The sequence below is a fragment of the Rhodococcus wratislaviensis genome (genome assembly GCF_900455735.1).
GTDB lineage: Bacteria > Actinomycetota > Actinomycetes > Mycobacteriales > Mycobacteriaceae > Rhodococcus_F > Rhodococcus_F wratislaviensis.
On the sequence record NZ_UAUI01000011.1, the window covers coordinates 539,816 to 561,048 of the forward strand.

Sequence of the window (21,233 nt, forward strand, 5' to 3'; positions counted from 1 at the left end):
TGTGATCCGCCGGGCGACGGACCGCCGAGAACGTCGAAAACGATCATCCGAACCGACTCAGAATGTGTTCTATGAGTGAAATGCTGACAGAATCCGAGCTTTCGCTCATTCATGCGTTGCAGATCCGTCCCCGGGCGACGTGGGCCGAGCTGGCCCCGATCCTCCGGACGACGTCCGCGACGCTGGCGAGGAGGTGGGAGTCGATCACCGCACGCGGACTGGCCTGGATCACCGCGTACCCCGCGCCGATGACGGGCGCCGGTGCGTTCACCGCCATGATCGAGGTGACGTGCGATCTCAGCGGCACGAAGGCCCTGGTCGAGGCGCTCACCCGCGACCCGCGGGTGGCGTCGATCGAACACGCGGCGCGCGGGCGGGACCTCATCCTGACGGTGCAGACGGGATCCCTGCACGAGTTGTCGGACCTGGTGCTCGAGGAACTGCCCGGCCACCCGAGCGTCAATTCGACCCGGACCCACACGTGCACCGCGCTCCACGCGGAGGGCAGCCGCTGGCGCCTCGATTCCCTCGACACGGCACAGTCCGCCGCGATCGCCGCACTGGAGAACACCCCTCCGCAGTCCGGATCGGCTCGGCCGGAAAGCCTGACGGACGAGGTCGCCCGCGCACTCGTCCGCGAACTCACCCGGAACGGCCGGGCATCCGCGCGCGAGATCGCCTCGGTCATCGACCGGCCCGCGTCGTCGGTTCGCCGGCAGCTCGCGGGGTTGCTGCGCTCCCGGGCCGTGGTGCTGCGCTGCGACGTGGCCCAGGACGCGACGCGGTGGCCGATCACCGTCACATGGTGGTGCCGCCTGCCCGTGCGCGCACACCGGGAAGTCGTCGAAGTCGTCAACACCCGGCCCGAACTGAGGTTGTGCATGTCGCTCACCGGGCCCGCGAACTTCCTCGTCAGCATGTGGGTGTCTTCGCTGCCCGACCTGTTGCGGGTGCAGGAGTGGCTGGAGAGCCGGGCCCCCAGCCTGGAGATCATCGACTCGTCGGTGACGCTCCGGTCCCGGAAGCGGATGGGGTGGGAACTCGACACCCACGGCCGCGCCACCGGTTACGTCACCGCGCACGGCGGCTGACCGCTACGGTCGAATGCGCCATCATCGGACCGGCTGGAGCAGGTGATCACCGTGACCTCTACCGCGAGAACTTCGACGACCGGCGAGCGTGCCGACTTGCTGGAGTCGCTGGCCAAGCACCGCTACTTCCTTCGCTTCACCGTCCGGGACCTCACCGACGAACAGGCGGCCCAGCGCACGACGGCGAGCGAACTGTGTCTGGGCGGACTCGTCAAACACGTGTCGGACGTCGAACGGGTGTGGGCCGACTTCATCGTGCGCGGCACCGACGCCGTGCGTGGCGGTCCCGCGGACGGCACCGGCACCGACAATCGCGAGAAGGAGTTCACACTCCGCGACGACGAGACGCTGGCCGACGTCCTCGACCGGTACGCGAAGGTGGCGCACCGGACCGACGAGATCGTGGCCTCGCTGCCCGACCTCGACATCTCGCACCCACTGCCGAAGGCGCCGTGGTTCGAACCGGGATCACGCTGGTCCGCGCGCCGGGTCCTGCTCCACATCATCGGCGAGACCGCCCAGCACGCCGGGCACGCCGACATCATCAGGGAGGCTCTCGACGGGTCGAAGTCGATGGGCTGAGTCAGCCACGTTTGCGGGCCTCGATGAGGAAGCGGGTCGAGTGGGCCACGAACGGCCCCTCCGCCTCGATCAGTTCGTGGAGTTCCCGCAGACGTTCGCGATACTCCGCGACGGTGAAGCCGGGCACCATCCAGATCACTTTGCGCAAAAAGTAGATGACGGCGCCGATGTCGAAGAACTCGATCCGCAGAGATTCGAAACGGAGATCGACGACGTCGAGACCGGCGGCCTGCGCGTCCGCGGTCTCGTCCTCGTAGTGGCGGCCACGCCGCACCTTCTCGGGTTGCGGCCCGAGGAAGTACTCGACGAGTTCGAACACGCTCGCATGCCCGACGTGCTGTGAGAAGTACGTGCCTCCGGGTTGTAGGACGCGGGCGATCTCGTCCCACCACACCGTGGCGGGGTGCCTGCTCGTCACCAGGTCGAAGGCGCCGTCGGCGAAGGGCAGCGGCGGCTCGTCCGTGTCGGCCACCACGACCGCACCGAGCGGGTGCAGCAGTGCCGTCGCCTTCGCGACGTTCGGCGGCCACGATTCCGTCGCCACCATCACGGGAGGCATCGTCGTTGCACCGGCGAGGACCTCCCCTCCCCCGGTCTGGATGTCCAGAGCGGCGTCCGCGCGCGCGAGCCGTTCACCCATCAGGCGCTGATACCCCCACGACGGCCGCTGTTCGGTGGCCCGGCCGTCCAGCCAGGAGAAATCCCAGCCGTCCACCGACACGGATTCCGCCTCGGCCACCAACTCCTCGAATGTGCGTGCCATGCCGGGAAGCCTGACAGAAAGTTCCGGATCGATCGAGCGGATTACCCGGGGGGAAGCACCGGACCGTCACCGATGTTGAAGGGGAGATGACCCTCCCGGAACAGCATCGCACCCGCATCGCCGAGGAGCGAGCCGACGCCGAGCGCCGCATCGCATCGCTGACCGGCCGATTCACCGCCATCGTGGAGGGTTCGGAATTCACCACGGACGACGACGAACACGACCCCGAGGGCTCGACCATCGCGTTCGAGCGGGCGCAGGTGTCGGCACTGCTGGCGGACGCACGGCGTGAGGTGGAGGATCTGGCGGAGGCGCAGCAGCGACTCGACAATGGGACGTACGGCCTCTGCATTCGGTGCGGCCTGCCGATCGCCGAGGTCCGACTCGACGCGCTACCTGCGGCGCAGACCTGTATCGACTGCGCCGGTTAGCCGGTGTTGCCGGACAGGAGGGCTCCCCATTCCCGGGTGGCCACGTCCCGTGCCCGACGGTGATCGTCGGCACCGGGATGGATGCCGTCGGCGAGATCGGCGAGAGCTTCCGCCAGATCTCCGACATCGACCTGATGCCGCATGGAGGAGTCGAGTAGTTCGTCGAAGGCCTGGTCCGCGCTGTACGAGCTTCCGCGCGCGGTGGTCAGGATCTGAATTGCAGCGTCCAAAGCGGACAGGTGCCGGGTCGCGCGGGTGTCACGGTGAGCTTCGATCGTCAATATTCCGCCTCTGAGGTGTCGCCACTGGGCGTTGCCGGTCTCTTGTCACCACATCACATCACGATCCGGCCGTCCGTGTTGCCGAATCGAGACCGTGTCCGAAAGTTGTTTCTCGACAGCAGGATACGAACTCCGGCAAGATACTTGTAACTCTCGTTACTACTGCAGGGTTCTACCCGCGAGTACGACTCCGTGGAGAAGCGCATTTCTGAATGGCTCCAGAACAGCGGATCGAAACCGAACAGTCCGGCCATTCCGCAATACTGATCTCCGGGTGGAGGTCTCCGCCCGACGCGATCGGACGGCCGTGCGCCGCGCAGCCCCAGTGGACCCGTGTGACCAGAACTGTTCAGAATCGGGATGATTGACGTGAAACTCGTCGTCGACCTCAATCGGTGCCAGGGTTACGCGCAGTGCGTGTTCCTCGCACCCGACGTCTTCACCCTGCACGGAGAAGAGGCTCTGCTCTACGACGCGGGCCCCACCGACGACGAGCGCGACCGTGTGTCGCAAGCCGCCGCGGCGTGCCCGGTGCACGCCATCACTACGGACATCCCCGACCACCGCGATGGGCAGTGACGTGCGGATCGTCATCGTCGGTGCGTCGCTCGCGGGTGTGCGCGCGGCGGAGGCACTGCGGGGGCAGGGCTTCGACGGCTCCCTCACCCTGATCGGCGACGAACCCTACGAGCCGTACGACAGGCCCCCGCTGTCGAAGGCTGTGCTCCTCGGCATCATGCCGCCCGACCACGCGGCGCTGCCGTTCCGTCCGGACCTCGACGCACAGTGGCGGCTCGGCGTGCGGGCCACCAGTCTCGACCTGGAGAACAACCGGGTGGTTCTGAGCGACGGCGACGCCGTCGAGTTCGACAAGGTGCTGATCGCGACCGGCGTCCGCGCCCGGCCGTGGTCGAACTCGTCCGAGGCCGCCCTCGACGGCGTCTTCACCATCCGAACCTGCGACGACTCGCGCCGGCTGAACGAGCGACTGTCCGCCGGACCACGTCACGTCCTGGTGATCGGGGCCGGGTTCACGGGCTCGGAGATCGCGTCGGTGTGCCGGGAGCGTGGACTGTCCGTGACGGTCACCGAGCGGGGTCCGGCACCGCTGGTCGGTGCGCTCGGCGGAGTGGTGGCGGCGGTCGCGGCCGACATGCAACGCGACCACGGCGTCGACCTGCGCACCGGGGTCACCGTGACCGGGCTCGACGGGGACGGCAGCGGGCAGCTGTGCCGTGCGCATCTGTCGGACGGGACCACACTCGACGCCGACGTGGCGATCGTCGCGCAGGGCAGTATCCGCAACACCGACTGGTTGTTCGGCTCCGGGCTCGCCGCCGGACCCCGGGGAGTCACCTGCGACGCCGGCTGCCGTGCGTTCGACATCAACGGCATCGTCACCGACAACGTGTTCGTCGCCGGCGACGTTGCGCGGCAACCGCATCCGCTCTACGACTACCAGCTGCTGGCGCTGGAGCACTGGGGCAACGCGGTCGGTCAGGCCGAGGTGGCGGCCCACAACATGATCCACGACGGCCTCCGTCGGCGACCGCACCTGGAGATTCCGGCGTTCTGGTCCAGCCAGTTCGGCGTCAACATCAAGTCCGTGGGTATCCCCACCTACTCCGATCAGGTGGTGATCACGCAGGGGTCCGTCGCCGATCGGCGATTCGTGGCGGCGTACGGCTTCCGCGGACGCGTCACAGCCGCGGTGGCGTTCAATCAGGGTAAGTGGCTCGACTTCTACCGGGGACTGATCGAGTCGGCGGCCACGTTCCCCCCGGACTTCGACGTCATGGACCGGGCGGAACCGTTCGAGGTCCGTGCGTCGGAATTGCCGGACCCTGCCGTTCTCAGCCACGGCCCCACCGTCGCCGTGACCGGTCATCTGCCCACCGAACGTCGCGTCGAGTTCATCTCGCTACCGAAGTAACAGGGAGAGTGTCCATGTCGCGTGCGCAGCTGTTCCAGCGGATCACCGACCAGGCGAGCCGGCCGAATCCGTATCCGCTGTACGAGGAACTTCGTGAGACGCGGGTGGCGCCGCAGGACAACGGTTCCTACCTCGTCGGACGGTACTACGATGTCATGGCGCTCCTCCACGACCCGAGGATCAGCTCCGACCTGCACAACCGTGGGCCAGGGCTCCCCGGTGCGGATCGTGCCGGGGACGGGCCGGAGTCCTTCCTGAAACTCGATCCGCCCGAGCACGATCGGTTACGCAGACTGACGACGCGGCAATTCGGTCCGCCGCACAGCCCCGGCCGAATCGACTCCATGCGTGGCGAACTCGCCACACTCGTCACGAAACTGGTCGACGGACTCGATGGTAGGGAGCGCATCGACATCGTCGACGACTTCGCCTACCCCTTTCCCGTCACCGTCATCTGCCGGCTGCTCGGGGTACCCCACGAGGAGGAACCCAGGTTCCACGCCTGGGCCGACGCGCTGGTGGCCGCCATCGACCCGCGGCGTGCCGGCGCCGACACCGAGCAGGTGAAGGTGGCGAAGCAGGCCCAGATGGAGATGGCCATGTTCATGGCCGGTCTCATCGAAGACCGTCGCCGCGATCCCGGTGACGACATGCTGTCGGGGCTGGCCAACGATTCGGGGCCCGACGGTCAATTGAACACCGTCGAGTTGGTCACCAACTCCATCCTGCTGTTCATCGCCGGGCACGAGACCACCGTCAACCTCATCACCAACGGCATGCTGACCTTGCTCCGCAACCCCGAAGCTCTCGAACGTCTTCGCGCCGAACCGGACCTGATGCCGCAGGCTGTGGAGGAACTGCTCCGCTTCGAACCGCCCGTGCATCTCCTGGGCCAGCGAACGCCGATCGTGGACATCGAAATCGACGGTGTCACCGTCCCGAAGGGTTCGCCCCTCGTCCTCGCGTTGGCGTCGGCGAATCGTGATCCCGAACGCTTCGTCGACGCCGACCGGTTCGTCCCCGACCGCGCCGACAACCAGCACGTGGGTCTCGGCAGCGGCATCCACAGTTGCTTCGGCGCTCCCCTGGCCCGCCTCGAAGGGCAGATGGCGCTCGCCGAACTCATCCGCCGTCTCCCCAATCCGCGCCTCGTCGAGGACCCGCCGCCTTACCGCCCGAACCCGGTGCTGCGAGGTCCCCGGCACCTGCTGGTGGACTGTGGGTGACGGGGCTTACCGAGAACTACTCGAGAATTACGTCGATACGGATGCTCGCGCCGAGCACAGTTCGGAGCACGTGCTTAAACGCGACTAGCGGTCATCGATCGCTGAGCGACGGTGAAACCTTTGTAACTACGGAATCGCCCACCGCGGCCGGCCACCGAGCCAGGACCGATTGACGGTCACCGATAGCGGACCCTATGCGGTGTCACTGAGGAGAACCGCTCCAGTGATGCCCGAATGTCATCCTTGTAGGAGCGCAAAACTGTGCAGCGCCGCCCGGCTGGAGGATGCGACGTGTCGGTGACCGGGTGGCTTCAGTCTTTCGAGGGCCTAACGACCAGTGACATCGAGGGCTGACGGGAGGACTATCAAAACGACCGGTCTCGTCTTGGCTGGCCATGGAAACACGATTCGTTTGGCCGGTGGCGGATCATGCCCCGATGGACGACGCGAACTCGGGGCGGCGGGTGTTCAGCGAATGCGAAAGTGTCGCACCGGCTCCAGCGCGTGCCCCTCGTGGTGCAGCAAGAAGACCGCACCTCGAGTCAGAAGCGTGGTAATGAGATCTGGAACCCGAAATACCTCGGCGTGGCCAAACTCGCGCCGCGAGCGGACGCAATCTACGAACCCTGGACCACCCTGGGCTACATCGCCGCACAGAACCGGATCACCCGACTGAGACTCGGCGTGGGGGTTACCGACGCCGGAAGGCGAAACCCCGCCGTGACGGCGCAGGCCGCCGCCACTCTTCATCACCTCAGCCGCGGGCGGACCATACTCGGTATCGGCCCCGGCGAACGGGAAGGCAACGAGCCGTATGGGGTTGACTGGGCAAAGCCGGTAGCACGATTCCACGAGGCGATCGCGACCATCCGCGCTCTGTGGGACTCGGGCGGCGCGCCGGTGACCCGGGAATCGCAATTCTTCCCGCTCCACGACGCCGTGTTCGACATCCCGCCGCACAAGGGCGGGTGGCCGGAGATCTGGGTCGCGGCGCACGGCCCGCGGATGCTGGGCATCGCCGGCAGGTACGCCGACGCCTGGTTCCCCTCCTATCCGCAGCAGCCGAAGCAGTACTCCCAAAAGCTCGCCGTGATCAGGTCGGCGGCAGAGGGCGCCGGACGAGATCCGTTGGCCATTACGCCGGCGGTGTTGTTCTTCGTTTTGACCGCGAGCAGCAGCGCACAGGTCGACGAGATGGTCGGATCGACCACGGCCCGGGCATTCGCACTGTCCGCATCCGCCGAGGTGTGGGCACGCCACGGCGTCGAGCACCCGATGGGCCCTACATTTTCCGGTATTCAAGACTTGTTGCCGCAGACCATCGATGAACACACCGCCCTCAGCTATGTCGAACGTGTGCCGCCGTCGTTGGTCCGTGAAACGTGTCTGGCCGGGACCCCGTCGGAAATACTCGATCAATTGAGCGAATGGCGCGACCACGGTGTCCGATACGCCGTCATTGCCAATATCAGCCCTGTTCACCCCAAACTCCGTATTGGCCTCGGCTCTTCACTCTCACTCGTGCAACTTCTCCGCGGTATGCGCCGACTGTGACCAACGTCGGTGTCTCCCAGTTGTTGTCACGGCGCCCGGGCCTCCCGTCGCGCATGCTCGATCAACTCACCGGGGTGATGTCGGTGGTTGATGCGCGGTCTTCGGGTGGGGTCGATGTGTGGTGGCGGGATCCACTCGGTGCGGCCTGCGAATGTGGAGTGCACAGGCGCGGACCGCGTCGCCCACCCGGCCGGGCCGTCGTTGACCTGGGCGTGGCAGGCGTCGCAGACCAGGGACAGACCCTCGATGTCGGTGCGTCCGCCCTTGTGCCAATCCGTGACATGGTGCACCGCGCACAGACTCGACGGCGCCGAACACCCCGGCCGTGTGCAACCCCCGTCCGAGGCGATCAGGGCGAGCCGCTGATCGGCGCCGGCCAGACGACGCCGCCGCCCCAGGTGGAGCGGACGACCTGCATGATCGAACAGCGCGAGCACCGGATGCGCCTTCTCTGCCAGCGCTAATGCGTCCGCGATCGGGAGCAACCCACCGGTGGCCGTTGTGGCCAGACCCCCGACCGCCTGCTCCAACTGTTCGAGTGTCATCGTGACGATCACTGTGGCCGGTAGTCCCCGGTGCCGGCCGAGCACCCCCGACTCGAGCAGCGCCCGAAATACCGCGCTGAACGCGTCGTGATTGCGCTGCGCCGCGGTACGGGTATCGCGGGCGGCCGCCGCCGCCAACAGGTCACGATCGATCGAGGGGTCTTCGCCGTCACCGGCCGGTGAGTCGGGATCGTCCGGATTGTTCATTCCGGGCCGCGCCCATTTTGCGAGGATCGGATCGAGCATCGCCCGCGCGACAGGGTCGAGTTCACCGGAGATTCTCGACATCAGTTCGGTGTCTTGCCTGCCGATCGAAATGCCCCGCCGGCGTTTCCGGTCGCGGTCGTCGCCGAGGTTCCCGTCCGGGTTCAGATATGCCAGCAGCCGATGCCCCGCCTGCTCCACATCCTCCGGGGTACCGCTTCTCGCCAAGTTGGCGAGCACGGCCTCGGCGTCGACCACCGCGTCGTTGTCGACGACGTGGGGAATCTTGCGCATCACCTTCGCGATTGCCCGCACATGATCCGCGCCGATGTCGCCGTCACGTTGCGCCGCAGCAGTTTCCGGCAAGACCGGCGGCATCGACTCGCCGGCCAGGGTGTGCCACACGCCCAGTTCGCGGGCAGCGGTGACACGGGCGGACGCATCCGCACCCGAGATCCGGAGCACGTCGATCAGGAGTTTCTTCGGCGAGGTATACCCCAGACGCGCCGGGACCGAGCGTTCGACGCTCTCCACGACCAATCGGTGTGAGACCGCCTCCGCGCGGCGAAGCGACTGCTCCATCCCGCGCATCACCTCGACGACCTCGGTGTCCGACAACTCGGTGAGCCCGGCATCGAGCAGCCCGTCGACCGCGGCAGCGAGCATCGACAGATGCTCCGCCGCACGGCTACCCACCGACCCCCAAGTCGAACTCATGTGCGAATACTACCGCGGGGGTCCGACACGTTTCGGAGGCGAAACCGACCTCGCCACCGAACCGATCAGAGCCCGCGATCGCGCAGTGACTCGGACGGTGTCACGCCGTACTTGCGGCGGTAGGCGGCGGCGAATCTGCCGGTGTGCATGATTCCCCAGCGCGTCGCGACTTCGGAAATGGTTGCGCATGAACTACTTCCGGTGAGTTCGGCATGGACACCCGCGAGGCGCACATCGGCGAGGTACTCCATCGGCGTCATGCCCACGTACTCGCGGAACCCCTGCTGCATACGCCGGACGCTCACGCCGACGAGTTCGGCCATCTCCCCGGCGGTCCATGGGCGGGCCGGGTCCTGCTGGATCGCGTCGATGACCCGCTTGACGATGCGCGGCCGGATTCCCGCGGCACCCGCGTCGTCGTCCGGCATGGCGGTGAGCACGAGCGCGGTGGTCAGCGCTCCGCACAGTTGTTGCGACACCTGGTCGCTGTGCAGAAGAACGCTGTCGCGCAATGCTTGGTCGGCGACGGCACGGACGAACCTCAGCCACTCGGCGCCGGCGCCGGCGCGCAGGTCGAGTTGCCGCGGCAACTTCTGCCCGGGCCTGGCGAGCACGCGGTCCATTTCGCGCTGCAGGTAGTCCCGGTCCACCTTGAATCCGATGATCTCGCAGGAACTACTCCAGTTGGTGATGACGGTCCGGGTGTCGGGCGGGCAGATGGTGGCCAGACCCGGCGTCGAGGTCACTTCCGTGCCGCCGGTGACCGACACGATGCGGCCGGTCAAGGGGATGTTGATGCCGTACGCACCCGGATGGTCGGACTCGATCGACACGGGCGCCCCGAAACCGATCCGGGCGAGCCTGGACGCGCCCATCTGCGAGGACTCCAGCGAAGACCGCGCCGCGGTGTCCCGCGACAGCGGACGCAGCTCGTGAGGGAAGTACGCGTCCGCGACCACCTCGTGAACCTCGTCCCAGTCGGTGAAACCGGGACCTTCCAGCTGTCCTCGCATGCGCCTACCAGACCTCTCACCTCGCGCAACGACCGCGCACGGGCAACTCCCGACCTTAGCATCGCCTGTGACTCACATCACGGGCAAGTGCCGGCGGCCCCCGTCCGGCAATCCCGTTTCGCGTTCCGGATCGAGCCTTCGCAATGCGGATCGACGGATTGTGACGCCCGTCATACGTTGTGCAGGTCCCCATCGCCGGGGTTATCGCACGAATCGTGCAGAAAGGCGGTCAGGAGAAATGGACCAGCGCACTCTGCGTAACATTTTCGGCCAGTTCGCCAGTGGCGTCACCGTCATCACGTGTGCCAACGGCGACGGCGAGCCGCACGGGGCGACCGTCACCGCCTTCACCGCCGTCTCGATCGAACCGCGGCTGTGCCAGGTGACGCTGACCCGGAAGTCGAAGGCGTGCAGCTACCTGGATGGTGCGCCGTTCGCGGTGAACATTCTGGCCGCCGATCAGCTCGACACGGCGATGCACTTCGCGGGCAAACCGCAACGGACGGAACCGGCGTGGGATTCCGCCGGCATCGCTCCCGCGTTGTCCGGCAACGCGGCCACGCTCACGTGCTCACCCTGGGCTTCCTACGACGGCGGTGACCACATCATCTTCATCGGAGAGATCGTCGACGCGTCCGTCGACGCGACCAAGGACCCACTGCTGTTCTACCGCAGCACCTTCCACGATCTGGGTGCCGCCTCGGGCACCACGGCGTGGAACGGCTGCCTCGACGACCCCCACAGCGGATGGTTCGACGCCGCCGCGTCGTTCACCCCGCTTCACCTGCAGCTCGCCCAGGCTGCCTCGTAATCCTGACCGAAGGGAACACCATGACCACCACCGAATCCGCCCCCGAGACCGCCGTCGACCGCACGAAGGTCAACGTCGCCGCAGACTGCGAGGCCAACCGCACGAAGAACTTCGCGTCGCGGCCCATGACGGGCGACGAGTACATCGAGTCGCTGCGCGACGACCGCGAGATCTACCTGCACGGCGAGCGTGTCAAGGATGTCACCACGCATCCGGCGTTCCGCAACCCCATCCGGATGACCGCCCGCCTCTACGACGCCATGCACACCGGCGAGCACGTCGAGACCCTGACGACGCCCACCGACACCGGCAACGGCGGCGTCACGATGCCGTTCTTCCGGGCGTCGAAGAACTCCGACGATCTGTTGAAGGATCGTGACGCCATCGCCACCTGGGCGCGCATGACATACGGCTGGATGGGCCGGTCCCCCGACTACAAGGCCTCCTTCCTCGGCACCCTGCACGCCAACAAGGAGCTGTACTCGCCGTTCCAGGACAACGCCGAACGCTGGTACAAGGAATCGCAGGAAAAGGTCCTCTACTGGAACCACGCCATCATCAACCCGCCGGTCGACCGGCAGCTCCCGCCGGACGAGGTCGGCGATGTGTTCATGAAGGTGGAGAAGGAAACCGACGCCGGCCTCATCGTCTCCGGCGCCAAGGTCGTGGCGACCGGCTCGGCGATTACCAACTACAACTTCATCGCCCACTACGGCCTGCCGATCAAGAAGAAGGAATTCGCCCTCATCTGCACCGTCCCGATGGACGCACCGGGCGTGAAGCTGATCTGCCGCACGTCCTACACCCAGAACGCGGCCGTGATGGGCTCCCCGTTCGACTACCCGCTGTCATCGCGGATGGACGAGAACGACACCATCTTCGTCTTCGACAAGGTGCTGGTGCCGTGGGAGAACGTGTTCATGTACGGCGACGTGGACAAGATCAACGCCTTCTTCCCGCAGTCCGGATTCCTGCCCCGCTTCACCCTGCAGGGCTGCACCCGCCTGGCCGTGAAACTCGACTTCATCGCCGGCCTGCTGATGAAGGCCCTCGATGCCACCGGCGCCGGCGGCTTCCGTGGCGTGCAGACCCGAGTCGGTGAGGTCATCGGCTGGCGGAACCTGTTCTGGTCACTGACCGAATCGATGGTCCGCGATCCCGAGCCGTGGGTAGGCGACACGGTCATCCCGAAGCTCGAATACGGCCTGACGTACCGCATGTTCATGCAGCAGGGTTACCCGCGGATCAAGGAGATCATCGAGCAGGACGTCGCGTCCGGTCTGATCTACCTGCCGTCCTCGGCCGCCGACTTCAAGAGTCCCGACGTCCGCCCCTACCTGGACAAGTACGTCCGCGGCTCGGAGGGCATGACCGCGGTCGAACGCGTCAAGATCATGAAGGCGCTGTGGGATTCGATCGGCAGCGAGTTCGGTGGCCGCCACGAGCTGTACGAGCGCAACTACGCAGGCAACCACGAGGGCGTGAAGGCGGAGCTGCTCATGTTCGCCGAGAACCGCGGAACCGTCAGCTCCATGAAGGGTCTGGCCGAACAGTGCCTCGCCGAGTACGACCTCGACGGCTGGACCGTGCCCGACCTGATCGGCAACGACGACGTGTCCTACTTCGGCCGCAGCTAGCCCCTCAGACCAGGAGAAACCATGACCACAATCGACAGCCCTACCGCGGTCGGCTCCGGCAACGCCGCCACCGACAAGTTCAAGGGCGCCCGGTTCACCGCCGACACGTCACCCGAGCGCCTGTCCGCGATCGCCACCGAGGCGCTCGCCGGGTTGAGCGCGCTGATCCACAGGCACGCCGTCACCTACCCGGAATACCGGGTTCTCAAGCAGTGGCTCATCGAGGTGGGTGAGGGCGGCGAGTGGCCGCTGCTCCTCGACGTGTTCGTCGAGCACGACATCGAAGAGGTGAACTCCACCAGGTTCCGGGGCACCAAGGGAAGCATCGAGGGACCGTACTACGTCCCCGGTGCCCCGGAACTCCCCGCACAGTGCACCCTGCCGATGCGCGACGAGGACCGGGCACACACCGCTCTCGTCCTCCGCGGCCGGGTGACCGACCTGGACGGTGCCGGACTCGGCGGGGCAATCATCGAACTCTGGCACGCCGACGACGAGGGTTACTACTCGCAGTTCGCTCCTCATCTTCCTGAATGGAACCTCCGCGGGACCATCGTGACCGATTCGGAGGGACGGTACGAGATCACCACCATTCAGCCTGCCCCGTACCAGATTCCGACCGACGGCCCGACCGGACAGTTCATCGAAGGGGCGGGCTGGCACCCGTGGCGTCCGGCGCACCTGCACCTGCGGGTGACCTCCCCGGGCAAGCAACCGATCATCACTCAGCTCTACTTCGCGGGGGGCGACTGGATCGACGACGACGTCGCCACCGCGACCAAACCCGAACTCCTCCTCGACCCCCGGCTCGACGACACCGGGCGTAAGGTTGTCAGCTACGACTTCGCGCTCGATCCCGAAGCAGACTGACACACCGTCAATTTCCCCGGGCGACACGAAAGATCGTGTCGCCCGGGGCTTCAACGTTTACGGAGGAATCATCATGCCGAGCACGCCACAGGCGCGGACGACGGAATTCGTCCACACGGCTGCGGCCGTGATCGAGGTCGTCGTCGAGGGCAGTGGTCCGTCGGTGATCCTGCTGCCCTCGCTCGGGCGCGAATCGTACGACTACGACGACGTCGCGGACGGTCTCGCGCAGAACGGGTTCCGGGTATCCCGTCCGCAGCCGCGTGGCATCGGCCGGAGCACGGGACCGCTGGAGAACATCACGTTGCACGATCTGGCCGCCGACGTCGGAGCGGTGATCGAGGCGCAGGACAACGGTCCGGCCGTGGTGGTCGGTCATGCCTTCGGGCACTACGTGGCACGAATGCTGGCCGCCGACCGGCCCGACCTGGTGCGCGGCATCGTCGTGGCCGCCGCAGGCGCCCGCAATTACCCGGCCGAGCTGACAGCGCTGGCGGTGAAGTGCTCGGACTCCACGCTGCCCGACGAAGAGCGGATCGGCTACCTGCAGACCGGCTTCTTCGCCCCCGGCAACGATCCGGCGGAGTGGCTCACCGGCTGGTACCCGGAGGTGTCGAAGCGCCAGCTCGCCGCATCGGCCGCCACACCCAAGGAGGAGTGGTGGGATGTCGCGCACCACCCGATCCTGGACCTGCAGTCCGCTCTCGACCCGTTCCGTCCGCGTGAGACGGAGAACGAATTGCGGGATCGGTTCGGCGAATTGGTCACCGTGACCGTCGTCCCGAATGCCAGCCACGCACTGATGCCGGAAGCGCCCGCACACGTTGTGCGGGCGCTCACCGACTGGATTCGGGCTCTCGACAGCTGAGCGGTCAGACCCGCTCGAAGATCGCGCTCAGCCCCTGGCCGCCGCCGATGCACATCGTCTCGAGACCGTAACGGGCTCCGCGGCGGTCCATCTCGCGCAGCAAGGTGGTGAGGATTCGCACTCCCGTCGCGCCGACGGGGTGTCCGAGCGAGATCCCCGAGCCGTTGACGTTGGTGCGGTCGAAATCCCGCGCACCGAAGTTCCATTCGCGCGTGACTGCCAGCGCCTGCGCCGCGAATGCCTCGTTCAGTTCGATCAGGTCGATGTCGGCGAGAGTCAGCCCGGCGCGTTTCAGGGCCCGTTCGGTGGACGGCACCGGTCCGATACCCATCTCGGACGGCTCCACACCCGCGACCGCCCAGGTGACCAGGCGGGCGAGCGGCTGAAGCCCGAGACGCTCCGCCTGTGCCCGGGTAGTGACGAGGCACGCTGCCGCACCGTCGTTCTGTCCGCTGGCGTTGCCTGCGGTGACGGTCGCGTCGGGGTCGGTGCTGCCGACGATGGGCCGCAGCCGAGCGAGTGACTCGATCGTCGTGTCGGCTCGGGGGTGCTCGTCCCGATCGACGACCTGCGGATCGCCCCTGCGGACGGGCACGTCCACCGGGACGATCTCCTCGGCGAACTTTCCCGAGTCGATCGCAGCGACAGCCCGCTGATGGGAACTCACCGCGAGCTCGTCCTGTTCCCGACGGCTGATGTCGTACTTGCGGCGCAGGTTCTCCGCCGTCTCGAGCATGCCGCCCGGCACCGGATAATTGCGTCCGCCCGCGGTGACGCGGCCGCGGGCGAGTCTGTCGTGGAGCGCTGCCGGCGCACCTTTGGCTCCCCAGCGCATCGACTCGGTGTAGTACTCGGCGCGGCTCATCGATTCCACGCCGCCGGCGATCACCAGTTCGGCGACCCCCGTCTGTACTCGCATCGCCGCGTCGAGCACGGCCTGCAGACCGGATCCGCAGCGGCGGTCGAGTTGCTGTCCGGGAACCGTCACCGGCAGTCCCGCATCGAGGGCCACGACCCGCCCGATAGCGGGTGCCTCGCCGTTCGGGTAGCACTGACCGAAGATCACGTCGTCGATGCTGCCCGGATCCACTTTGGTGCGAGCGAGCAGTTCGGACACCACCCGCGCGCCGAGGTCGGCGGCGGGAACGTCCTTGAACTGTCCGCCGTATCGGCCGACGGGGGTGCGGAGGGGCTCACAGACGACGACATCGCTGCCCTGGGCATTCGAATTCTCAGGCACTGCGGAAATCCCTTTCGTGATCGGTCCACCGCTGCGCCCATTCGCGCAGTTCGACCGCTCGGATCTTGGTTCCGTTACCACCCACCGTGGTCGGCATCTGCTCGATCATGTGCACGGCGGCCGGGACCTTGAACGCCGCCAACGACTCTGCGCACCAAGCCTTGAGATCTGCGGCATCCGCCGATGTGCCCTCGGTGGGAACGACGAACGCCACCGCCTCGGTGTATCCGCCGGTGCCGGTGATCCCCACGACCTTCGTCAGGTGCACGGCCTCGTGTTCCGCCAGCCGGTGCTCGATCTCGGCGGGATCCACCAGGAACCCGCGCAGCCGGAGCACGTCACCCATCCGGCATACATACGTATAGCCGCCGTCGCCGGTCGCGACGGCCAGGTCGCCGCTGCGGAACCAGCCGTCCCGCGTGAATGCTCGCGCGGCCGCATCCGGATTGCCAAGGTAGGCGTCGACGACGTTCGGTCCGCGTACCTGAAGCTCGCCCTGCTCGCCGTCCGGAAGGGCCGAGTCGTCCAGCGGGTCGACAATGCGCACCTCGATGCCGGGTTCGACCGGACGTCCGCCGCCGTTCCAGCGCAGGGATTCCGGATCCGCGGCATCCCACAGCAGCATCAGCGCGAACACCTCGGAAGACCCGAAGACGCCCGTCGTGACGGCGTCGAACTCGTCACGCACCCACGCCGCCACCTCGTGCGAACGCCCGAGGAAGTCGGCGATCCCGAGGCGCTTCAACGACGACAGGTCGGCGCGGTCGCCCCCGTGCCACGTGTCGTACAGCCGCGCGAAGAGGTCGTCGCCGCCGACCACGTGCGTGACCTTCAGCGACGCCATACGGGCCAGCGTGTCCGCGGCGTCGAAAACCGGTTCCATCAGCAGGGCGCCGCCGCCGGCGAGAGTCGCCAGGGCGGTGCTGTATCCGAACACCCCGGACACCGGCAGCACACACAGGGTGACGTCGCCGGGTTCGACGCCGAGGACGACGGCGTCTGCTCGCGCGTGCCGGACCACCGCGGATTCGCGATGGGCGGCGAGTTTGGGGACGCCGGTGGATCCGGACGTCGTGAACGCGACCGCGAGCACGTCGTCCGGCGCCGCCCGCTCGCCCGCCGCGGTGGTGGCGGCCATGTCGGGTGTCTCCGGCACCTGGACGGTGCCGGTGTCCGTGCTGCCGGCTGTCCAGGCGCCACCGCCGAGATCGAATCGCGCCGGGTCGGGGGCGTCGCTCGTCGTTCCGGGACCGCGCACCACGGCGACCGCCGGGGCCGGGAGGTCGAGGGAGCGCTGTGCCTCGTCGAGCCGCCCGAACAGGTCGAGACCGTGGAAGTGGTCGGGCACGGCCACCACCGCGGGACGCGCCGACGTGAGGATGTGCGCGATCTCGTGCGTGTTGTAGCGGGTGTTGACGCCGATGACGTGCGCACCCACCGCGGACGCGGCGAGTTGCCAGACGATCGCGTCCGACCAGTTCGGCAGCAACACCGCCACACACTGGCCGCGCCGGACGCCGACGCCGACGAGTTCCGACGTCAGCGCGTCGACGCGGGCACGGAGTTCGGCTCGACTGGTGACGATCGGCTCGCCGTCGACGACGTCGAGGGTGGCGGCGGCATCCGGGTCGGCCGTCACGAGTTCGCCGAGCAACGCGGCGAGTGTGTCACGGCGCGTGGTGGCGGTGTGCGCTGTCACGAGAGCACCACCGCCGCACGCAGTTCGGTCAACCACTCGTCCGTCACCGCGGCGAAGTCGTCGACCTCCTCCATCGGGTAGTGGCCGACACCCTCGAGCAGGGTGAACGTCGCACGTCCCGGCTGGGCGGCGTCGAGTGCCGACGCGGCCTGCTCGACGACTGCGGCATCGATCCAGGGGTCCTGCGCTCCGGCGACGAGCCTGATGGGGCAGGTGATGTCGGCGAGTCGGTCGCGCACGTCGTGCGTTCCCCACGCGATCAGGTCGGAGGACGAGATCTCCGGGTCCTCACGTTTGTGCATGGTGGCGATCAGCTGCGCCGTGGGCTCGGGCACGGTGTCTCCGATCGAGGCGAGCGTGCCCAGGTACGTGCGGTCGGAGCGGCTGGGTCCGGCGACGTCCTCGAGTTCGCGGCGCAGCCCAGCCACGTTGACGCGGCCGGGACCGGCCTCCGCTGCCATCGCGATCGCTCCGGCCAGCGGCCTCGACGACCTCGTGGCGAGCTCGAGTGTCAGCTTGCCTCCGATGGAACATCCCATGACGAAGGGACGTTCGACGGCGAGTGCGTCGAGTACCTTCCAGAGCCAGTCGCCGAACGTGACGATGCTGGTGACGGGCCCGTCGACCGCGGGCTCGGAACGTCCGTGCCCCGGAAGGTCGGGGACGATCACCCGGTAGCCGCGGTCTGCCAGTTCGGACGCGACGTGCCGCCACTGGACTCCGCTCTGGCCCGCGGTGTGCAGGCACAGCACGGTGGGCACGTCGGTGTCCGGGTGATTGTCGGGGGTGATGATCTCGACGAAGCCGAGCGCTCCGTCGATCTCCAGGTATCGGGCCTCGATCATGGCCGGGCCTCCCTTCCGCACGTGAGTGGCAAAGTGTGCCCCGGCACGCTTTGCCACTCACGTGCGGCGCTGCGGGCGTGGGCGATGATGATGTCGAGCGGTTTGGTGAGTCGCAGGTATTCGTACCCGTCACCGCTGGAGGAGAATTCGCCCCGGATGGCGCGGCGCAGAAAGTCGTTCCGTTCGGCGAACACCAGGTCGACCCAGGTGACAGCCGGAGCGATGAGCGTGAACGTGGCCCCACCCGGGACCCGGCGGGCGACGTCGATGATATTTCCGCGATAGATCCGTAGGTGCAGTTCGCGGGCCCGGCCCGAGGAGTCGGTGCAACGCAGGCCCACGGTGCCGTCCCACGACGACAGTGAGGACGCGAAGGCTGTATCGGTGGAGAGGGGTTCGCGGAGACGCTCTCCCCAGGCCGGAGTGCAGAAGTCGACAGCGGGATCGAATCGGACGTCGGACGGTTCGGGCGAACTCCACGTCTCGATTCCCTGTTCACGTACCGAACCGCCGTCGTCGACGAGCCGCACGTGGCGATCGAACACGGCTCCGTCCTTCGATTGTTCGACACGCGTGACGACGGACTCGACATGGACGACATCGTCACCTGTCACCGCGGACTGCGAATTCCATTGCAGCCCGGTACGTGTGGCACCGTACGTCGCCGGCGGCGCGAGTATTCCTGCCGCGACGATCCCCGTCAGCGATGCGTCCGGCAGGGACAGTCCGAGTTCGGAGACGCGCCGGGCGTCGCTCACAGTGCGATCGCCGACAGCGATGCTCATGGTGAGTGTGCTCATTCTGCAGTCCTTCCCAGCAGTTCGTCGGAGATGATCCGCATCTGGATCTCGCTGGTGCCCTCGAAGATCTTCGTGAGCCGCGCATCCCGCCAATGCCGTTCCACCTGGAAATCTGTGGTGTACCCGGCGCCGCCGTGAATCTGCACCGCCTCACTGGTCACCCGTTCGGCCATCTCCGTGGCCACCAGCTTGCACATCGACGCCTCCAGCGAACACCGCCGGCCGGTGTCGATATCCGTCGCGACCGAATACATCAACTGCCGGGCGGCCTCGATGTCGGCGGCCATCTTCGCCACTTTGAACCGCAGATGCTGGAAATCGGCCAACTCGTGCCCGAACTGACGGCGGGTATGCAGGTACGCGATCGAATCCTCCAAGGCGCCCCGGGCCAGACCGATCGCCCGGGCCGCGGTATGCGCCCGCCCCACCTCGAGACCGGACACCGCCAGGTAGAAGCCCTTGCCCTCCTCCCCGAGCATCGACGTGGCCGGCACCCGGAAACCGTCGAACGAGAGCTCCCACGTGCTCCACCCGAAATACCCGATCTTGCGGATCTTCGTCCCGCTGATCCCCTCGGGGAAACCACCGCGGTCCTTCTCGATCAGGAACGCGCTGATCCCGCGGTGCGGCTTCGCCGGATCCTTGTTCGGATCGGTGCGGGCGAACAGCACCAGGTAATCGGCCTCGTCGGCGTACGTGCACCACATCTTCGTGCCGCTGATCACCCAGTCGTCACCGTCCCGGGTCGCGCGGCAGGAGATGTTCGCGACGTCCGATCCGGCCTCGGCCTCCGACAGGGCGTACGCGCCGAGGTACTCGCCGCGGGCGACCTTCGGCAGCAACGCCGCCTCCTGCTCCGGGGTGAACCCGCCGCCCATCCCGTTACCGCGGGCCAGCAGTCCCGACACACTCATCCACGCCCGCGACAACTCCTCCGCGACCAGGCAGTACTCGAACACACCGAGACCGAGACCGCCGTGCTCCTCCGGGATCATGATCCCGAAGAAGCCGACCTCGGCCATCGCCTTCTTCAGCGTGTCGGGAATGGTGCCCTGCACCGGGTCGAGTTCGTTCGCGACCGGGAGCACCTGCTTCATCGCGAAATCGCGAGCCAGGTCGCGGATCGCCAATCGGTCCTCGGTCAGATACCGCGGTGAATCGGTACGCGGCTGCGACGGCCGGTGAGTCATGGACACTCCTCATCCATTCGAACTACGGGGCGCGCGACCCGGGAGAACTCGTAGTTCTGCACTCGGATCACATTAACGCTTGTTCACCCAGTAGAGCATGTCCGGACCACAGCGTCAATGCTGAACCGCCGACTCAGGCCGGACGATATCCGACCAGGTTGAGCGCGTAGATGCCGTACGAGTCCGCAACCGCCTGCGCGGACAGTGGTCCGTCCGGCCGGTACCAGAGCGCGATGCCCGCGCACATCGTCAGCACGGCAGTCACCGCCTGGTGAACGTGGGGGACGTCGAAGTCGCCGGCGGCCACACCCGCCTCCGCGATGGTGACGAACAGGTGCTCCTGCGCATCGCGCGAGCCCACGACCCGCTTGCGATCCACCTCATCCAGATAGCGCAGTTCGGTGTTCGCCACGAGGCAGGCCTGCTGATTGCGGGCGGTATACAGCGAATGTGCGACCACCGCGGCAGTCCACTGCTCCGCCGGTGCGGACCCCGCCTTCCGCAGAGCGGTCCGGGTGGCGGTGAACTGCTCGTCACTGGCCGACCGCAGAATCTCGACCAGGAGCTCGTCCTTGTTCTCGAAATGGTTGTACACGTTGGCGGCGCTGCAGCCCGCACGCTTGGCGATGGTGCGCATCGTCGCCGCATGAAAGCCGGCGGTATAGAACTCCTCCAGCGCCGCGTCCAGGATCCGCTGCCGGACGGAGGGAATCACCGCACCACTGGACCGAGTGTTCATCCCTCGGAGGGTAGGTGCCGCGCGAGGCGCGGGCAACACACCCTGCAGAAAATGCAGTTCACCAGCCTTTACGCACGTCGAACGGGGTGAACGGCGCACGGTGTTGACCGACGGTAGCGCGTCCGTTATGGTCCAGATCACGTGAACGGCTGTTAATGACCAGTTCGCGCATTCCGCTCCTCACACCGTGGAGG

20 protein-coding genes and 1 pseudogene are annotated in these 21,233 nt (G+C 67.1%); 11 read left to right on the forward strand and 10 right to left on the reverse strand.

The window, feature by feature from the left end:
- Positions 1–71: 71 nt before the first annotated feature.
- The gene (locus DTA22_RS16155) at positions 72–1,091 is read left to right on the forward strand and encodes an Lrp/AsnC family transcriptional regulator (RefSeq protein WP_112300086.1); all 1,020 of its coding nucleotides are present in this window, start codon (positions 72–74) and stop codon (positions 1,089–1,091) included.
- A 42-nt stretch (positions 1,092–1,133) separates the two neighbouring features.
- Entirely contained in the window at positions 1,134–1,673 is a 540-nt protein-coding gene (locus DTA22_RS16160) for a DinB family protein (RefSeq protein ID WP_112300087.1), read from the forward strand.
- A gap of 1 nt (position 1,674) precedes the next feature.
- Here DTA22_RS16160 and DTA22_RS16165 read toward each other — a convergent pair whose 3' ends face one another.
- Positions 1,675–2,436 (reverse strand): class I SAM-dependent methyltransferase, encoded by a 762-nt coding sequence (locus DTA22_RS16165; RefSeq protein ID WP_112300088.1) that lies wholly within the window; start codon positions 2,434–2,436, stop codon positions 1,675–1,677.
- Positions 2,437–2,522: 86 nt separating this feature from the next.
- Here DTA22_RS16165 and DTA22_RS16170 point away from each other — a divergent pair, with 86 nt between their 5' ends.
- Positions 2,523–2,867, forward strand: a complete 345-nt coding sequence (locus DTA22_RS16170; RefSeq protein ID WP_037225970.1) for a TraR/DksA family transcriptional regulator — start codon at positions 2,523–2,525, stop codon at positions 2,865–2,867.
- On the opposite strand, the gene DTA22_RS16175 is transcribed toward DTA22_RS16170, so the two are convergent.
- On the reverse strand, positions 2,864–3,148 hold the full coding sequence (locus tag DTA22_RS16175) for an ANTAR domain-containing protein (RefSeq protein WP_037225973.1): 285 nt from the start codon (positions 3,146–3,148) through the stop codon (positions 2,864–2,866). The genes DTA22_RS16170 and DTA22_RS16175 overlap by 4 nt on opposite strands.
- A gap of 360 nt (positions 3,149–3,508) precedes the next feature.
- Here DTA22_RS16175 and DTA22_RS16180 point away from each other — a divergent pair, with 360 nt between their 5' ends.
- From DTA22_RS16180 to DTA22_RS16195, 4 genes and pseudogenes are all read left to right on the forward strand, one after another.
- Positions 3,509–3,727, forward strand: a complete 219-nt coding sequence (locus DTA22_RS16180) for a ferredoxin (RefSeq protein WP_112300089.1) — start codon at positions 3,509–3,511, stop codon at positions 3,725–3,727.
- Complete coding sequence (locus DTA22_RS16185; protein WP_112300090.1) at positions 3,717–5,081, forward strand: NAD(P)/FAD-dependent oxidoreductase; 1,365 nt, start codon at positions 3,717–3,719, stop codon at positions 5,079–5,081. The genes DTA22_RS16180 and DTA22_RS16185 overlap by 11 nt, the downstream gene beginning before the upstream one ends.
- A 14-nt stretch (positions 5,082–5,095) precedes the next feature.
- Positions 5,096–6,307: a cytochrome P450 gene (locus DTA22_RS16190; protein ID WP_037225981.1), complete on the forward strand. Its 1,212-nt coding sequence runs from the start codon at positions 5,096–5,098 to the stop codon at positions 6,305–6,307.
- Positions 6,308–6,877: 570 nt separating this feature from the next.
- Positions 6,878–7,861, forward strand: a pseudogene (locus tag DTA22_RS16195) (LLM class flavin-dependent oxidoreductase); the annotation flags it as partial.
- A gap of 26 nt (positions 7,862–7,887) precedes the next feature.
- Here DTA22_RS16195 and DTA22_RS16200 read toward each other — a convergent pair.
- Positions 7,888–9,327 carry an HNH endonuclease signature motif containing protein gene (locus DTA22_RS16200; RefSeq protein ID WP_245973416.1) on the reverse strand — a complete coding sequence of 480 codons (1,440 nt, stop codon included), beginning with the start codon at positions 9,325–9,327 and terminating at the stop codon, positions 7,888–7,890.
- Between the two features lie 65 nt (positions 9,328–9,392).
- Positions 9,393–10,340 (reverse strand): AraC family transcriptional regulator, encoded by a 948-nt coding sequence (locus DTA22_RS16205; RefSeq protein ID WP_112300092.1) that lies wholly within the window; start codon positions 10,338–10,340, stop codon positions 9,393–9,395.
- A gap of 238 nt (positions 10,341–10,578) precedes the next feature.
- Between DTA22_RS16205 and DTA22_RS16210 the strand changes: the two genes are divergently transcribed.
- The 4 genes from DTA22_RS16210 to DTA22_RS16225 all read left to right on the forward strand — a co-directional run bounded on the left by DTA22_RS16210 (position 10,579) and on the right by DTA22_RS16225 (position 14,526).
- Positions 10,579–11,151 (forward strand): flavin reductase family protein, encoded by a 573-nt coding sequence (locus DTA22_RS16210; RefSeq protein WP_112300093.1) that lies wholly within the window; start codon positions 10,579–10,581, stop codon positions 11,149–11,151.
- Between the two features lie 20 nt (positions 11,152–11,171).
- Positions 11,172–12,788, forward strand: coding sequence for a 4-hydroxyphenylacetate 3-hydroxylase family protein (locus tag DTA22_RS16215; RefSeq protein WP_112300094.1), 1,617 nt, complete (start codon positions 11,172–11,174; stop codon positions 12,786–12,788).
- Between the two features lie 21 nt (positions 12,789–12,809).
- A complete protein-coding gene (catA, locus tag DTA22_RS16220; RefSeq protein WP_037225990.1) occupies positions 12,810–13,658 on the forward strand; it encodes a catechol 1,2-dioxygenase in 849 nt (282 codons plus the stop codon).
- Between the two features lie 73 nt (positions 13,659–13,731).
- Positions 13,732–14,526 carry an alpha/beta fold hydrolase gene (locus tag DTA22_RS16225; protein ID WP_112300095.1) on the forward strand — a complete coding sequence of 265 codons (795 nt, stop codon included), beginning with the start codon at positions 13,732–13,734 and terminating at the stop codon, positions 14,524–14,526.
- Positions 14,527–14,530: 4 nt separating this feature from the next.
- Here DTA22_RS16225 and DTA22_RS16230 read toward each other — a convergent pair whose 3' ends face one another.
- From DTA22_RS16230 to DTA22_RS16255, 6 genes are all read right to left on the reverse strand, one after another.
- Positions 14,531–15,766: an acetyl-CoA C-acetyltransferase gene (locus DTA22_RS16230; protein WP_112300096.1), complete on the reverse strand. Its 1,236-nt coding sequence runs from the start codon at positions 15,764–15,766 to the stop codon at positions 14,531–14,533.
- Positions 15,759–17,465 carry an AMP-binding protein gene (locus DTA22_RS16235; RefSeq protein ID WP_112300097.1) on the reverse strand — a complete coding sequence of 569 codons (1,707 nt, stop codon included), beginning with the start codon at positions 17,463–17,465 and terminating at the stop codon, positions 15,759–15,761. The genes DTA22_RS16230 and DTA22_RS16235 overlap by 8 nt, the downstream gene beginning before the upstream one ends.
- Positions 17,462–18,310 carry an alpha/beta fold hydrolase gene (locus DTA22_RS16240; protein WP_112300098.1) on the reverse strand — a complete coding sequence of 283 codons (849 nt, stop codon included), beginning with the start codon at positions 18,308–18,310 and terminating at the stop codon, positions 17,462–17,464. The genes DTA22_RS16235 and DTA22_RS16240 overlap by 4 nt, the downstream gene beginning before the upstream one ends.
- Positions 18,307–19,110 carry a hypothetical protein gene (locus DTA22_RS16245; protein WP_112300099.1) on the reverse strand — a complete coding sequence of 268 codons (804 nt, stop codon included), beginning with the start codon at positions 19,108–19,110 and terminating at the stop codon, positions 18,307–18,309. The genes DTA22_RS16240 and DTA22_RS16245 overlap by 4 nt, the downstream gene beginning before the upstream one ends.
- Entirely contained in the window at positions 19,107–20,300 is a 1,194-nt protein-coding gene (locus DTA22_RS16250) for an acyl-CoA dehydrogenase family protein (protein ID WP_037226001.1), read from the reverse strand. The genes DTA22_RS16245 and DTA22_RS16250 overlap by 4 nt, the downstream gene beginning before the upstream one ends.
- Before the next feature lie 133 nt (positions 20,301–20,433).
- Complete coding sequence (locus DTA22_RS16255; RefSeq protein ID WP_112300100.1) at positions 20,434–21,039, reverse strand: TetR/AcrR family transcriptional regulator; 606 nt, start codon at positions 21,037–21,039, stop codon at positions 20,434–20,436.
- Between the last annotated feature and the right edge of the window lie 194 nt (positions 21,040–21,233).

Coding starts and splice junctions, on each gene's coding strand:
- DTA22_RS16155 (WP_112300086.1), top strand. CDS start 72: ATGAGTGAAATGCTGACAGAATCCGAGCTTTCGCTCATTCATGCGTTG.
- DTA22_RS16165 (WP_112300088.1), bottom strand. CDS start 2,436: ATGGCACGCACATTCGAGGAGTTGGTGGCCGAGGCGGAATCCGTGTCG.
- DTA22_RS16170 (WP_037225970.1), top strand. CDS start 2,523: ATGACCCTCCCGGAACAGCATCGCACCCGCATCGCCGAGGAGCGAGCC.
- DTA22_RS16180 (WP_112300089.1), top strand. CDS start 3,509: ATGATTGACGTGAAACTCGTCGTCGACCTCAATCGGTGCCAGGGTTAC.
- DTA22_RS16185 (WP_112300090.1), top strand. CDS start 3,717: ATGGGCAGTGACGTGCGGATCGTCATCGTCGGTGCGTCGCTCGCGGGT.
- DTA22_RS16190 (WP_037225981.1), top strand. CDS start 5,096: ATGTCGCGTGCGCAGCTGTTCCAGCGGATCACCGACCAGGCGAGCCGG.
- DTA22_RS16200 (WP_245973416.1), bottom strand. CDS start 9,327: ATGAGTTCGACTTGGGGGTCGGTGGGTAGCCGTGCGGCGGAGCATCTG.
- DTA22_RS16205 (WP_112300092.1), bottom strand. CDS start 10,340: ATGCGAGGACAGCTGGAAGGTCCCGGTTTCACCGACTGGGACGAGGTT.
- DTA22_RS16210 (WP_112300093.1), top strand. CDS start 10,579: ATGGACCAGCGCACTCTGCGTAACATTTTCGGCCAGTTCGCCAGTGGC.
- DTA22_RS16215 (WP_112300094.1), top strand. CDS start 11,172: ATGACCACCACCGAATCCGCCCCCGAGACCGCCGTCGACCGCACGAAG.
- catA (WP_037225990.1), top strand. CDS start 12,810: ATGACCACAATCGACAGCCCTACCGCGGTCGGCTCCGGCAACGCCGCC.
- DTA22_RS16225 (WP_112300095.1), top strand. CDS start 13,732: ATGCCGAGCACGCCACAGGCGCGGACGACGGAATTCGTCCACACGGCT.
- DTA22_RS16240 (WP_112300098.1), bottom strand. CDS start 18,310: ATGATCGAGGCCCGATACCTGGAGATCGACGGAGCGCTCGGCTTCGTC.
- DTA22_RS16245 (WP_112300099.1), bottom strand. CDS start 19,110: ATGAGCACACTCACCATGAGCATCGCTGTCGGCGATCGCACTGTGAGC.
- DTA22_RS16250 (WP_037226001.1), bottom strand. CDS start 20,300: ATGACTCACCGGCCGTCGCAGCCGCGTACCGATTCACCGCGGTATCTG.
- DTA22_RS16255 (WP_112300100.1), bottom strand. CDS start 21,039: ATGAACACTCGGTCCAGTGGTGCGGTGATTCCCTCCGTCCGGCAGCGG.